The sequence below is a fragment of the Micromonospora sediminimaris genome, from assembly GCF_016863575.1.
GTDB classification, from domain to species: Bacteria; Actinomycetota; Actinomycetes; order Mycobacteriales; family Micromonosporaceae; genus Micromonospora; species Micromonospora sediminimaris.
Map to the genome: position 1 here is coordinate 34,758 of NZ_BOPD01000011.1, position 12,765 is coordinate 47,522.

The following is a 12,765-nucleotide window of genomic DNA, read 5'->3' on the forward strand; positions in this document are numbered from 1 at the left end:
AGGGCCGGCATGAGCCGGCCCGGCTTCGGCGGTGGCGACCTGCCCGCGGTCTTCCCCGACTGGTCTCCGTACACCGACCTGGAATCCGCGGCGCGCGCCTACCTGCGTGACCCCGACGTCGCCCTGGAAGCGCTCGGCGGCGTCCTGCGCGGGGCGTCGGTGCTCGGCTTCACCCTGGAACGCTTCGTCAACGAGGTGAACGGCGTGTGGCAGGAGGTCGTCGTCTGCGACGGCAGCCGCCTGGTGCTCTGGCACGGCGAGGACGTGCCACCGGGGGAGGGGCCGCCCGGCTCGATGACCTCCTCGCTGCGGGTGGTGCCGGTCTCCTCGGTCACCGAGGTCGGCTGCCGACGCCGGCTGTTCCGCCACGACAACGGGGAGATCCGGGTCGACAGCATCGACGTCTACCTGCTGCTGACCTCGCTCGACGAGTCGCCGCCGGGCGAGGAGAGCGCAGGCGGCCCGCGGCACGACGCACTGCGCTTCGGCAAGACGCTCGACGACGGCGGCGCCGGACAGATCGCCCGGTTGGAGGAGTTTGCCCGGCTGGTCGCCTCGGTGGTCGGTCGCCCGTTGCTGTAGCCCGACCGGGTGATTCCGGGATCAGCGGGTCAGTCTTCGGCCTCCGGTCCGGCGACCTCGACGCCGTCGCTGCCGCGTACGACGTGAATGCACTCGCCCGGGCACTCCTTCGCCGAGTCGATCACCTCAAGGCGCAGGTGCTCCGGCACGTCCACCCGGCCGCCCGGTGCCTGCACCAGCTCACCGTCGGGACCCTTGACGTAAGCCAACCCGTCGACGTCGAACTCGAAGACCTCCGGCGCGTACTGCACGCACAGCCCGTCGCCCGTGCACAGATCCTGGTCGACCCAGACCTGCAGCTGGTCGGTCGCGACCTCGGCCACCGGTGCACCCCCCATGTTCTCCCGTCCCACCCCTCGACGGTACCCGAATGCCCGTATGCGCCCGTCGACCCACCCTTGGCGATCAAGCTTCGGTGACGGGCGCGTTGCGGAGGACCGAATCGGGCTCATAGCGGCTAGTGTTAGGTCAGAACGTTCAAGCCCCCCGGGGAGGTGGGACGTGGCACGCAGCGACGACGCGGACTCGCGCGCCGCACGGTGGGAGAAGGAGGCCCACGATCTCTCCACGCAGGTCGCGTTCCTTCAAGAGGAACTCGCTCTGGTGCGGCGCAAGTTGACCGAGAGCCCCCGACACGTCCGGCAGCTCGAAGAGCGGCTGGCCGCCACCCAGGCGCAGTTGGCGCGGCTGACCGAGAACAACGAACGGCTCGTGAGCACCCTCAAGGAAGCTCGCGCGCAGATCGTGACGCTCAAGGAGGAGATCGACCGGCTCGCTCAACCCCCAAGTGGCTACGGCGTCTTCCTGGCCAAGCACGACGACGGCACGGTTGACGTCTTCACCGGCGGACGGAAACTGCGCGTGGCCGTCTCGCCCTCGCTCGACGTCGACGAGCTTCGGCGCGGCCAGGAGGTCCTGCTCAACGACGCGCTCAACATCGTCGACGCGTTCGGCTACGAGCGGGTCGGCGAGGTAGTCATGCTCAAGGAGATCCTCGCTGGTCCCGAAGGCGCGCCGGGCGATCGGGCGCTGGTGGTCTCGCATTCCGACGAGGAACGCATCGTGCACCTGGCCGAGACCCTGATCGGCAGTCCGATCCGGGCCGGCGACTCGCTCATGATCGAACCTCGCTCGGCGTACGCGTACGAGCGGATTCCCAAGAGCGAGGTCGAGGAACTCGTGCTGGAGGAGGTGCCGGACGTCGACTACACCGACATCGGCGGCCTGCACTCCCAGATCGAGCAGATCCGCGACGCGGTGGAGTTGCCGTTCCTGCACGCGGACCTGTTCCGGGAGCACCAGCTGCGCCCGCCGAAGGGCATCCTGCTGTACGGCCCGCCCGGCTGCGGAAAGACCCTGATCGCCAAGGCGGTCGCCAACTCGCTCGCCAAGAAGATCGCCGAGCGGCGGGGCGAGGAGAAGCACACCAGCTTCTTCCTCAACATCAAGGGCCCCGAGCTGCTCAACAAGTACGTCGGCGAGACCGAGCGGCACATCCGTCTGATCTTCCAGCGGGCTCGGGAGAAGGCCGGCGAAGGCACGCCGGTCATCGTCTTCTTCGACGAGATGGACTCGGTCTTCCGCACCCGTGGCTCCGGTGTCTCCTCCGACGTGGAGAACACCATCGTGCCGCAGCTGCTCAGCGAGATCGACGGCGTCGAAGGGCTGGAGAACGTCATAGTCATCGGCGCCTCCAACCGGGAAGACATGATCGACCCGGCGATCCTGCGTCCTGGACGACTCGACGTGAAGATCAAGATCGAGCGTCCGGACGCCGAGGCGGCCAAGGACATCTTCTCCAAGTACATCCTCCCCGGCCTGCCGCTGCACGCTGACGACCTGGCCGAACACGGCAGCGACCCCCAGGCCACCGTCGCCGCCATGATCGACGCGGTGGTGCTGCGGATGTACTCGGAGACGGAGGAGAACCGCTTCCTGGAGGTCACCTACGCCAACGGTGACAAGGAAGTCCTGTACTTCAAGGACTTCAACTCCGGCGCGATGATCCAGAACATCGTCGACCGGGGCAAGAAGATGGCCATCAAGGAGTTCCTCACCTCCGGACGCAAGGGACTGCGCCTGCAGCACCTGCTCGACGCCTGCGTCGACGAGTTCCGCGAGAACGAGGACCTGCCCAACACCACGAACCCGGACGACTGGGCCCGTATCTCCGGCAAGAAGGGCGAGCGGATCGTCTACATCCGCACGCTCGTCTCCGGCGGCAAGGGCACCGAGGCCGGACGCTCCATCGAGACCGCCAGCAACACCGGTCAGTATCTCTGACCGGCCGGCGCCACCGGGGCCCGCGACGCACCGCGTCGCGGGCCCCGTCGTACTCCCGGACCGTGTCGCACAAGGCCCGCCATCCCGGTCCCGGGGCGGACCCGCCCCACCGCCACGCCCCCGGTTGGCGAAGTGGCGACTACGCTCGACATGACGGGGACCGGTCGGGCAAACGAAGCGGGTAGGTCGATGAGCGTTAGACGAATCATGGGCACCGAGGTCGAGTACGGCATCTCCGTGCCCGGCCAGGCCGGCGCCAACCCGATGGTCACCTCCTCCCAGGTGGTCAACGCCTACGGCGCCCGACCGGAACTGAACCGCGGTGGCCGGGCCCGGTGGGACTACGAAGAGGAGTCACCGCTGCGGGACGCCCGGGGTTTCACCTACTCCGGCGCGGCCTACGACCCGGCCGAGGCGCTCGCCGACGAGGACCTCGGCCTGGCCAACGTGATCCTGACAAACGGGGCACGGCTCTACGTCGACCACGCCCACCCGGAGTACTCCACCCCCGAGGTGACCAACCCCCGCGACGTCGTCCGCTGGGACAAGGCGGGGGAGCGGGTGATGGCGGAGGCGGCGCGGCGGGCCGCCACGATCCCCGGCACGGCACCGATCCACCTCTACAAGAACAACACCGACAACAAGGGCGCCAGCTACGGCGCGCACGAGAACTACCTCATGCGCCGGCAGACGCCGTTCGCCGACATCGTGGCGTACCTGACGCCGTTCTTCGTGACCCGGCAGGTCGTCTGCGGCGCCGGCCGCGTCGGCATCGGCCAGGACGGTGGTCAGAGCGGCTTCCAGATCTCGCAGCGGGCCGACTTCTTCGAGGTCGAGGTCGGCCTCGAGACCACGCTCAAGCGGCCGATCATCAACACTCGCGACGAGCCGCACGCCGACGCGGACAAGTACCGCCGGCTGCACGTCATCATCGGAGACGCGAACCTCTCGGAGATCTCCACCTACCTCAAGGTGGGCACCACCGCGTTGATCCTCACGATGATCGAGGAGAAGGCGCTCGGCCCCGACCTCGGCATCGCCGACCCGGTCGGCGAACTGCGCGCGGTCAGTCACGACCCGTCGCTGTCGCACCTGATGCGGCTGCGCGACGGACGCCGGCTGACCGCCATGGACGTGCAGTGGGCCTACCTGGAGCGGGTGCGCGCGTTCGTCGACGACCGCTACGGCAACGACGTCGACGAGCAGACCGCCGACGTGTTGGACCGGTGGGAGGACGTGCTCGACCGGCTCGGGCGCGATGTGATGCTCTGCGCCGACGAACTCGACTGGGTGGCGAAGCTGCGGCTGCTGGAGGGCTACCGGGAGCGGGAGAAGCTCGGCTGGGGCTCGCACAAGCTCCAACTGGTCGACCTGCAGTATTCCGACGTACGCCCGGAGAAGGGCCTCTACCACCGGCTGGTCTCCCGCGGGTCGATGAAGACGCTGCTCAGCGACGAGGAGAGCCGTACGGCGATGACGGAGCCGCCCGAGGACACCCGGGCCTACTTCCGGGGGCGCTGCCTGGCCCAGTACGCCTCCGAAGTGGTCGCCGCCAGCTGGGATTCAGTGATCTTCGATGTCGGTCGCGAGTCGTTGGTGCGGGTGCCGATGATGGAGCCGGAGCGCGGCACCAGGCGGCATGTCGGTGAGTTGTTCGACCGCTGTGCCAGCGCCAAGGATCTGCTGGAGACCCTGACCGGCGGCTGACCCACCGGCTCGCGTCCGTCAGCTGTTCGTTCCCCGCGCGCCGGTACCGGCGCGCGGGGAACGTTTCGTCGCTCCCGCGAGGTAAGTTCATCGCAGGGAGATCGTGGAGGAGGCAACGATGGCCACTCGTGACAGCGGCGGTCAGTCGCAGTCGGGCAAGTCCCGTCAGGGCGAAGAGGTCGAGGACGTCACCGTCGAGGCGAATCCGGAGGTCGCCGAGCGGCACGCCGAGATCACCGAGGACGTCGACGACCTGCTCGACGAGATCGACTCCGTCCTCGAAGAAAACGCCGAAGAGTTCGTGAGAGGTTACGTACAGAAAGGAGGTCAGTGAACATATAGGTAGAAGTCGGACATGGTGGATTTTTCGGATGACCGGCAAGGTCAACGCCGATGCCGTGACTGCGGAGAGTGGAAGTCGCTGGCGGAGTTTTGTACGAGTAGCAAGCGTCCCAGCGGTCGTGGCAGCTACTGCAAGCCTTGCTTCAATGTCAGGTCGAAGGCGAGCTATGCCAAGCGAGTGAAGCTCCAGTTTGGCCGAGAGGTGAAGCCAGCTCGGGAGGTGGCCGACGGACATCGCTTCTGCGCGGACTGTGGCAGCGTCAAGCCACTGTTTGATTTCCCGCGTAACCGTGCTGACAGTTCGGGCTACGCCACCTACTGCAAGCCTTGCCACAACACCCGCACCAACGAGACCAAGCAGCGGCTCTACGGCGGCAATCGCGAGTATCACCTGCGGCGGCGGTACGGCATCGGGCAACAGGAGTTCGACGAGCTGCTGGCCGAGCAGGGCGGTGTCTGCGCGGTCTGCGGTGACCCCGATCCGGAACATGTGGACCACGATCATCGCACCGGGTGGGTGCGCGGGATACTCTGCTTCAACTGCAACGGTGGTCTTGGCCAGTTCCGTGACAGTCCGACGAGGCTGGCCAGGGCCATCACGTACCTGAGAGGAACCACGTGGCAGCGGGTTTTGATCCATCCGGGCGTCTTCCAGATGTGTTCACCAACGCGGGGACGTCCTCCTTCACGGCATTCCTGAGCAAGGTGGCCCCCGAGATGCTGCCGGGCCGTCGGGCGCTGCCCCCGGGCATGGCCGCCGATCTGGCCCCGCACGCCACCACGATCGTGGCCATCGCCGCGTCCGGTGGCGTCGTGATGGCCGGTGACCGGCGGGCCACCATGGGCAACCTGATCGCCCAGCGGGACATCGAGAAGGTGCACCCCGCCGACGCGTACTCGTTGGTGGGCATCGCCGGCACCGCCGGGATCGGTATCGAGCTGATGCGGCTGTTCCAGGTTGAGCTGGAGCACTACGAGAAGATCGAGGGCGCGATGCTCTCCCTCGACGGCAAGGCGAACCGGCTCGCCTCGATGATTCGCGGCAATCTGGGCGCGGCGATGCAGGGGCTGGCGGTGATTCCGCTCTTCGCCGGTATCGACCTGGCGGCCAGCGATCCGGCGCGGGCCGGGCGGATCTTCAGTTTCGACGTCACCGGCGGCCCGTACGAGGAGACTGGCTACGACGCGATCGGCTCGGGTTCGCTGTTCGCCAAGTCGGCGTTGAAGAAGCGGTACCGGACCGGGCTGTCCGTGGACGACGCGGTGCGGTTGGCGGTCGAGGCGCTCTACGACGCCGCAGACGACGACACCGCGACCGGCGGTCCCGACCTGACGCGGCGGATCTACCCGGTGGTGATGACCGCGACGGCGGAGGGCACGCACCGGCTGACCGACGCGGAGACCTCGGCGATCGCGGAGAGCGTCGTCGCCGGCCGGATGGAGAATCCGGGCGGCTGAGCCGCCCGTGCCCGCAGCTGATCCCGTTTCCCGAGTACCGCCCGAAGGAGAGCCGCCGCCGTGGCCATGCAGTTCTACGCCTCGCCCGAACAGATCATGCGCGACCGTTCCGAGTTGGCCCGCAAGGGCATCGCTCGGGGACGCAGCTCGGTGGTCGTCAGTTACACCGGCGGGGTGCTCTTCGTTGCCGAGAATCTCTCCAGCACGCTGCACAAGGTCAGCGAGATCTACGACCGGATCGGTTTCGCCGCCGTGGGGCGGTACAACGAGTTCGAGAACCTGCGCCGGGCGGGTGTGCGGATGGCCGACCTGAACGGTCTGAGCTACGACCGCCGGGACGTGACCGGTCTGGCACTGGCCAACTCGTACGCGCAGATTCTCGGTGCCATCTTCACCGAGCAGTCGAAGCCGTTCGAGGTGGAGATCTGCGTGGCGGAGGTGGGTGCCACGCCGGAGGAGGACTCGCTGTACCGGTGCACCTATGACGGGTCGGTGACCGACGAGCCGGGCCGGATGGCGATGGGCGGTCAGGCCGAGGCGATCTCCGGGGTGCTGAAGTCGAACCATCGGCCGGACATGTCGCTCGCCGACGCGGTCAAGGTGGCGGTGCAGGCGCTGGGCAGCGTCGGCGGCGAGGGCGGTGCCGCCCGTACGATCGCCGGCGACCAGTTGGAGGTCGCGATCCTGGACCGTAGCCGGGTGGGTCGTACCTTCCGGCGGATCACCGGTGCCGCGTTGACCGCTCTGCTGGACGGCGATGCGGCCGGCGGGTCGGCAGCGGAGGGTGGCCGGGCGCAGACCCCGACCACGCCGACCGAGGAGGGGCACAAGCCGACCACCTCGGCTGGCTCCGCTGATCTGGAGGACAAGCCGGGCGACAACTCCGGCACCTGATCTTCACCCCGAACGATGGTGGCGCCCGAGCGGTTTCGACCGTGTCGGGCGCTGTCTCGTTCGGGGTCGACGGTCGACGGTCGACGGTCGACGTTCGGCGTACGGTGGACGGTTTCGGGGCGGGTCAGCGGCGGGCGAGCAGTGGCCGGGCGGCTGCCCACCACGCGGCGGCGACCGCGTTGAAGACACCCATCCCGGGTGGGACCGGCACGTTCGACGGGGCGACGCGGGCGGTCATCAGGTCGGCGAGGGCGCCGTCGCCGACGGTGCGCTCGGCCTGGAGGCGGCGTCGACGGGCGCGGATCCAGTTCCGGTGACGCCACAGCCACGCCCAGCCGCGGGTCTTCTGGCGTCCCCAGCCGCCCACCAGCGCGGTGGCGAGCATGGCGAGTTCGGTGAGCAGCAGCATCGGTGCCAGCAGTGCCAGGGTCCGGCCCTGGTACGCGGTGAGCAGGGTGAGCAGGCGGTTGCGTTCGACCAGGTAGAGCTTGAGGTCGTTGCGGGAGAACTCGTAGTGGTGCAGGACGACGGCGTCGGGCACGTACTCCAGCCGTAGGCCGCGCTGCCACAGCCGCAGGCTGAGTTCGGTGTCCTCGTGGTAGGCGAAGTACGCGTCGGGGAAGCCGTCGAGTTCTTCCCAGCGGTGGCGGCTGATGACGAAGCAGCAGCCGCTCAGCGAGGGTACGGCGGTGCGCTCCGCGTGGGCGCTGGCCGGTTCGCCGTTGCCGCCGGCCCAGGACAGGCCGGTGAAGTGCAGCGGGTTGCCCGAGGTGTTGATCAGGTCGGGGTCGTGGGCGAGCCGGATGGAGGCCATGGCGGCGCCGATCCCCGGCTCGGCGGCCACCGCGACGACCTGGGCGAGGGCGTCGGGGGCCACGATGGCGTCGGAGTTGACGAAGGCCAGCCACTCGCCGGTGGCCTCGGCGGCACCGACGTTGCAGCCGCCGGAGTAGCCGGTGTTCACCTCCGGCCGGATGACTCGTACGCCGGGCAGGCCCTTGACCACGTCGATGCCGTGGCCGGTGCAGCCGTTGTCGACCACGACCAACTCGACGTCGACGCCGGTGCTGGCCAGTACGGCCCGTGCGGCGTCAACCAGCCAGGGCTCGGCGCCGTAGGCGAGCATCACGGCGGTGACGCGGGGCGGTCTCATGGGGTTCCTCCGCTGGTGGTGGCGGGCATCGGCGCGGCGACCGGTGGGGCAGGTGGGGTGGCCCGGCGACGGCGCAGCAGGGTGATCATGACGGCGGCGGCCACCACGGAACCGACGGTGTAGCCGAGTTCGACGCGCAGCGCGACGGGAAGTGGGGGCAGGGTCGCGAGGACCAGCGCGGCGACGCCGATGGTCCAGGCCAGGGCCTGGGCGCGGTGCCGGTCGCGGGCCAGCAGGGCCTGACCGAGCACCATCGCCCACAGGTACGCCAGGGTGGCCACCGAGAGCCAGGCGAAGTCGCCGTGGCCGAGGACGTCGGAGGTGTCGAAGAGAGCTCGCACGAGCGCCGGGCCGAACAGGGCGGCGAGGGTGCCGCCGAGGGCCCCGAGGGCGGTGACGACGGCCAGGGATCGGCGGAGCAGGGCACGGAAGGCCGGTTCGTCGCCGGTGGCGGCGGCGGTGGACAGGCCGGGGAGCAGCGCGGCCTGCATCGAGCCGAAGACGAACAGTGGTATGCGGACCAGCACCAGCGCGGAGAGCAGCGCGCCGGCGGTGGCGACCTCGGCCGGGTCGAGCAGCCGTACGTTGATCACTCCGACGTTGACGACCACCTGGGCGAGCAGGCTGGAGACGGTGAGCAGCGCGAGTCCGCGTAGCAGCGGCGGCCAGGGGACCGTCGGTCCACCGCCGGCCGTCCGGGCGACCGGCGCGACGGTCAGCGCGACGGCGGCCAGCGGTGCCGCGACCAGGACCAGCGCGTAGGCGACGGGGGAGTCCACGCCGGCGACCGCGAGGGCGGCGACCAGGCCGATGCGCAGTCCGCCGTCGAGGCCGAGTTGGGTGCCGTACCAGCCGAAGCGGCGCAGGCCGGAGAGCACACCTCGGCTGGTGTGTGCGACGGCGAGTGCGGCGAGTGCGCCACCGAGGGCGGGCACCATCGCCGGGTCGCCGTCGAAGAGCCGATCGGTGAGGAAGTCTGCGCCACCGACGGTGAGCACCAGGAGCAGGCCGAGCACGGCGGCGGCGACGGCGGCACCGCGGGCCAGCACCGGCCCGGGTGGCAGGTCGCGGGTGCGCCGGGCCGCGACGAGGCGGGCGACTTCCTGCTCGACGGGGAAGAACACGCCGATGCCGAGGGTGAACACGACGGACCAGAGCACCGACAGTGAGGAGTAGTCGGCGGCGTCGAGGTTGTGTCCGGCCACGGCGAGGTGGACGTACGAGGCCAGTCCGACCACGGCGAGGCCGATGCCGACGCCGACCGTGCCGGGTGGGACGAAGCGGAGCAGGCGGCGGATCACCGGCGGATGAGGGCGAGCGTGAGGACGGCCAGGGCCCGGCCGAGGTAGATCATCGCCCGGGTGGGGGAGTGGCTGGGGGTGCCGGCCATCCGACGGCGCATGGCGACCGGGACCTGCTGGATCCGGTAGCCGCGCCGGGCGGCGTGCACAAGCGTCTCGACGGTGTCGCCTAGGTACTCGACGGGGTACCAGTGGGCGAACATCTCGATCATCCGTCGGTTTGCGGCCCGGAAGCCGCTTGTGGTGTCGGTCAGTGTGGTGCCGGCCAGGCCGGACAGCACCAGCGACAGCACGGCCATCGCCCAGCGGCGGGGGCCGCGCACGGTGTATTCGCCCTCGCCGGCGAACCGGGCCCCGATGACCAGGTCGTGGTCGCCGAGCAGGTCGACAAGCTTCGGCACGTACCGGGGGTCGTGTTGCCCGTCGGCGTCGACCTGCACGGCGGCGTCGTAGTCGTGGTCGTGGGCGTAGCGGTAGCCGAGCCGCATGGCGCCACCGACGCCGAGGTTGTAGGGCAGCCGGGCGACGCGGGCACCGGCGGTGATGGCGACGGCGGCGGTGTGGTCGGTGGAGCCGTCGTCGACGACGAGCACGTCCGCTGCGGGTAGTTCGCCGCGGATCTCGCCGACGACGTCGCCGATGGAGGCGGCCTCGTTGAACGCCGGAATGATGATGAGGAGTCGTTCGCCGTCAACCATCGCGGGAGACCACTTCCGTCCGGTCCAGGCGTCGGGTCCACTCCGCCCGTTCCGTCCGTTCGGCTTCGACTTCGGCGCGGAGCAGGGCGAACTCCTCGGCGAGGGTGCGGGTCTCCTCCTCCAGCGCGCTGACCTCCCAGCTGAGATGGATGCAGACCAGCAGGAGGAAGACGATGCCGAGGAAGAGCACCAGGCTGACGCCGGAGGCGACGCCGAGCAGGTCGGCGACGCCGTCGAGCAGCCGGGGGAACAGCGACAGCGGGATCACCACGAACAGCAGGCCGAGCCAGAGCATGCCGTACTTCTCGCGTAGTTGGCGGCGGCGCAGCAGCTCGACGATCGTGGCCAGCAGAAGCAGGCCGGTCAGGCCGGTGACCAGGGTGAGCTTCATACGACCCTCCGCGGGAAGCGTGGGGCGGTGGGGATGAACGCGTCGAACAGAGCGGCGTGCCAGTCCGGCAGCGGCGGCAGCCCGGCCTCGGCCCACCGGCCGTGCGCCAGCACACTGTACGTCGGCCTGGGGGCGGGTCGCACGAACCGGGAGCTGGTGGTGGGGCGGATCCGGTCCGGGTCGAGGCCGTGCCGGGCGAACACGGCGCGGGCCAGGTCGAACCAGGTGGTCTCGCCGGCGCAGGTGCCGTGGTAGATCCCGGGTGCGGCGTGTCCGCTGTGGGCGGCCTCGGCGAGCCTGACCAGGTGGCGGGCGAGGGCGTGGGACCAGGTTGGCTGGCCGTGCTGGTCGTCGACGACGTCGAGGGTGTCGCGTCGGTCGGCCAGGTCGAGCATGGTGGTGACGAAGTTGCGGCCGTGGGTGCCGTAGAGCCAGGCGGTACGCACCACGTATCCGGTGTCGGGCAGCAGCCGGGTGACGGCCTGTTCCCCGATGAGCTTGCCGCGACCGTACGCGTTGAGCGGGGCGGTCGGCGCGTCCTCGGGGTAGGGGGTGGTGGCGGTGCCGTCGAAGACGTAGTCGGTGGACAGTTGCAGCAGGCGGGCGCCGTGCGCGGCGCACGCGGTGGCGAGGTGGACGACGGCGTCGCCGTTGACGGCGGTGGCCGCCGACTCGTGCGCCTCGGCGCCGTCGACGTCGGTCCAGGCGGCGGTGTTGACCACCACGTCGTGCCCGTCGACGGCGGCGTGCACGGCGACGCTGTCGGTGATGTCCAGTTCGGTGCGGGTGACCGCGGTGAGACGGTGTTCCGGTCGCGCGGCGAGGACGTCGACCAGGTCGCGTCCGAGCATCCCGCCGGCCCCGGTCACCAGGAATCTCACGCGTTCGCTGCTTTCAGTGGCTCCCACCAGTCGCGGTTGTCCCGGTACCAGCGGACGGTCTCGGCGAGACCGGTGTCGAGGGTGATGCTGGGGGCGTACCCGAGCTCTTTGCTGATCTTGGTGATGTCGAGGGCGTAGCGGCGGTCGTGTCCCTTGCGGTCGGCGACGGGTGTCACGCGGTCCCAGCCGGCGCCGCAGGCGTCGAGGAGCCGGGCGGTCAGTTCCTTGTTTGTCAGTTCGGTGCCGCCACCGATGTGGTAGATCTCGCCGGCGCGACCTTTGTCCTGCACGAGGGCGATGCCGCGGCAGTGGTCGTGCACGTGCAGCCAGTCGCGTACGTTGCCGCCGTCGCCGTAGAGCGGGACGCGGTGTCCGTCGAGGAGGTTGGTGACGAACAGCGGGATGACTTTCTCCGGGTACTGGTAGGGCCCGTAGTTGTTGGAGCAGCGGGTCACCACCACGTCGAGGCCGTGGGTGCGGTGGTAGGACAGGGCGAGCAGGTCGGAGCCGGCCTTCGACGCCGAGTAGGGGGAGTTGGGGGCCAGCGGCCAGTCCTCGGTCCAGGCGCCGTCGGCGATGGAGCCGTAGACCTCGTCGGTGGAGACGTGCACGAACCGGGCGACGCCGTGGCGCAGCGCGGCGTCGAGCAGGTTCTGGGTACCGAGGACGTTTGTGGTGACGAAGGGCGCGGCGCCGGCGATCGAACGGTCGACATGGGACTCGGCGGCGAAGTGCACGACGACGTCCTGCCCGGCGACAGCCCGGTCGACGACGTCGTGGTCACGGATGTCGCCCTGCACGAAGCGCAACCGGGGGTCGTCGGCCACCGGCGCGAGGTTGGCCACGTTGCCGGAGTAGGTGAGCGCGTCGAGCACGGTGACCTGGGGCGGTTTCCACGCCGGCACGCCCGCCGCGCCGCCACCGGGGACGCCGAGCAGCGTCCGGACGTATTCCGAACCGATGAAGCCGGCGCCGCCGGTGACCAGGATCCTCACGGGTCCGAAAGTCTACGCGAAACGGCCACATCGACAGTGCAGGCGAGGCGGGGCTGCGCGTCCGATTGCCGGTAGGCTGC

14 protein-coding genes are annotated in these 12,765 nt (G+C 69.8%); 7 read left to right on the top strand and 7 right to left on the bottom strand.

The features are described from left to right. The first annotated feature begins 9 nt into the window (after nt 1-9). Nucleotides 10-582: a hypothetical protein gene (locus Vse01_RS09465; protein WP_093406003.1), complete on the top strand. Its 573-nt coding sequence runs from the start codon at nt 10-12 to the stop codon at nt 580-582. Between the two features lie 29 nt (nt 583-611). Here the strand turns inward: Vse01_RS09465 and Vse01_RS09470 are convergent, their stop codons facing one another. Further along, the gene (locus Vse01_RS09470; RefSeq protein WP_093406155.1) at nt 612-905 is read right to left on the bottom strand and encodes a ferredoxin; all 294 of its coding nucleotides are present in this window, start codon (nt 903-905) and stop codon (nt 612-614) included. Between the two features lie 178 nt (nt 906-1,083). Between Vse01_RS09470 and arc the strand changes: the two genes are divergently transcribed. From arc to prcA, 6 genes are all read left to right on the top strand, one after another. Further along, the gene (gene arc, locus Vse01_RS09475; RefSeq protein ID WP_093406000.1) at nt 1,084-2,865 is read left to right on the top strand and encodes a proteasome ATPase; all 1,782 of its coding nucleotides are present in this window, start codon (nt 1,084-1,086) and stop codon (nt 2,863-2,865) included. Between the two features lie 189 nt (nt 2,866-3,054). Next, the gene (dop, locus tag Vse01_RS09480; RefSeq protein ID WP_093405997.1) at nt 3,055-4,572 is read left to right on the top strand and encodes a depupylase/deamidase Dop; all 1,518 of its coding nucleotides are present in this window, start codon (nt 3,055-3,057) and stop codon (nt 4,570-4,572) included. Between the two features lie 118 nt (nt 4,573-4,690). Then, complete coding sequence (locus Vse01_RS09485; protein WP_013734319.1) at nt 4,691-4,906, top strand: ubiquitin-like protein Pup; 216 nt, start codon at nt 4,691-4,693, stop codon at nt 4,904-4,906. 186 nt (nt 4,907-5,092) lie between these two features. Further along, nucleotides 5,093-5,614, top strand: a complete 522-nt coding sequence (locus Vse01_RS09490; protein ID WP_232511298.1) for an endonuclease VII domain-containing protein — start codon at nt 5,093-5,095, stop codon at nt 5,612-5,614. Then, nucleotides 5,533-6,372: a proteasome subunit beta gene (gene prcB / locus Vse01_RS09495; protein WP_170863473.1), complete on the top strand. Its 840-nt coding sequence runs from the start codon at nt 5,533-5,535 to the stop codon at nt 6,370-6,372. The genes Vse01_RS09490 and prcB overlap by 82 nt, the downstream gene beginning before the upstream one ends. Before the next feature lie 60 nt (nt 6,373-6,432). Beyond that, complete coding sequence (prcA, locus tag Vse01_RS09500; protein WP_093405988.1) at nt 6,433-7,266, top strand: proteasome subunit alpha; 834 nt, start codon at nt 6,433-6,435, stop codon at nt 7,264-7,266. 124 nt (nt 7,267-7,390) lie between these two features. Here the strand turns inward: prcA and Vse01_RS09505 are convergent, their stop codons facing one another. From Vse01_RS09505 to rfbB, 6 genes are read right to left on the bottom strand one after another with little or no spacing between them, the layout of a single operon-like run. Further along, complete coding sequence (locus tag Vse01_RS09505) at nt 7,391-8,419, bottom strand: glycosyltransferase family 2 protein (protein ID WP_093405985.1); 1,029 nt, start codon at nt 8,417-8,419, stop codon at nt 7,391-7,393. Continuing rightward, nucleotides 8,416-9,720: a polysaccharide biosynthesis protein gene (locus tag Vse01_RS09510; RefSeq protein WP_093405982.1), complete on the bottom strand. Its 1,305-nt coding sequence runs from the start codon at nt 9,718-9,720 to the stop codon at nt 8,416-8,418. Before Vse01_RS09510 ends, Vse01_RS09505 begins: the two co-directional genes overlap by 4 nt. Next, nucleotides 9,717-10,418 carry a glycosyltransferase family 2 protein gene (locus tag Vse01_RS09515; RefSeq protein ID WP_093405978.1) on the bottom strand — a complete coding sequence of 234 codons (702 nt, stop codon included), beginning with the start codon at nt 10,416-10,418 and terminating at the stop codon, nt 9,717-9,719. Before Vse01_RS09515 ends, Vse01_RS09510 begins: the two co-directional genes overlap by 4 nt. Continuing rightward, nucleotides 10,411-10,809 carry a DUF2304 domain-containing protein gene (locus Vse01_RS09520; protein WP_093405975.1) on the bottom strand — a complete coding sequence of 133 codons (399 nt, stop codon included), beginning with the start codon at nt 10,807-10,809 and terminating at the stop codon, nt 10,411-10,413. Before Vse01_RS09520 ends, Vse01_RS09515 begins: the two co-directional genes overlap by 8 nt. Continuing rightward, nucleotides 10,806-11,690, bottom strand: coding sequence for a dTDP-4-dehydrorhamnose reductase (gene rfbD, locus Vse01_RS09525; RefSeq protein WP_198413180.1), 885 nt, complete (start codon nt 11,688-11,690; stop codon nt 10,806-10,808). The genes Vse01_RS09520 and rfbD overlap by 4 nt, the downstream gene beginning before the upstream one ends. After that, nucleotides 11,687-12,685 (bottom strand): dTDP-glucose 4,6-dehydratase, encoded by a 999-nt coding sequence (gene rfbB, locus Vse01_RS09530; RefSeq protein ID WP_093405973.1) that lies wholly within the window; start codon nt 12,683-12,685, stop codon nt 11,687-11,689. The genes rfbD and rfbB overlap by 4 nt, the downstream gene beginning before the upstream one ends. Between the last annotated feature and the right edge of the window lie 80 nt (nt 12,686-12,765).

Coding starts and splice junctions, on each gene's coding strand:
- Vse01_RS09465 (WP_093406003.1), top strand. CDS start 10: ATGAGCCGGCCCGGCTTCGGCGGTGGCGACCTGCCCGCGGTCTTCCCC.
- dop (WP_093405997.1), top strand. CDS start 3,055: ATGAGCGTTAGACGAATCATGGGCACCGAGGTCGAGTACGGCATCTCC.
- Vse01_RS09485 (WP_013734319.1), top strand. CDS start 4,691: ATGGCCACTCGTGACAGCGGCGGTCAGTCGCAGTCGGGCAAGTCCCGT.
- Vse01_RS09505 (WP_093405985.1), bottom strand. CDS start 8,419: ATGAGACCGCCCCGCGTCACCGCCGTGATGCTCGCCTACGGCGCCGAG.
- Vse01_RS09515 (WP_093405978.1), bottom strand. CDS start 10,418: ATGGTTGACGGCGAACGACTCCTCATCATCATTCCGGCGTTCAACGAG.
- Vse01_RS09520 (WP_093405975.1), bottom strand. CDS start 10,809: ATGAAGCTCACCCTGGTCACCGGCCTGACCGGCCTGCTTCTGCTGGCC.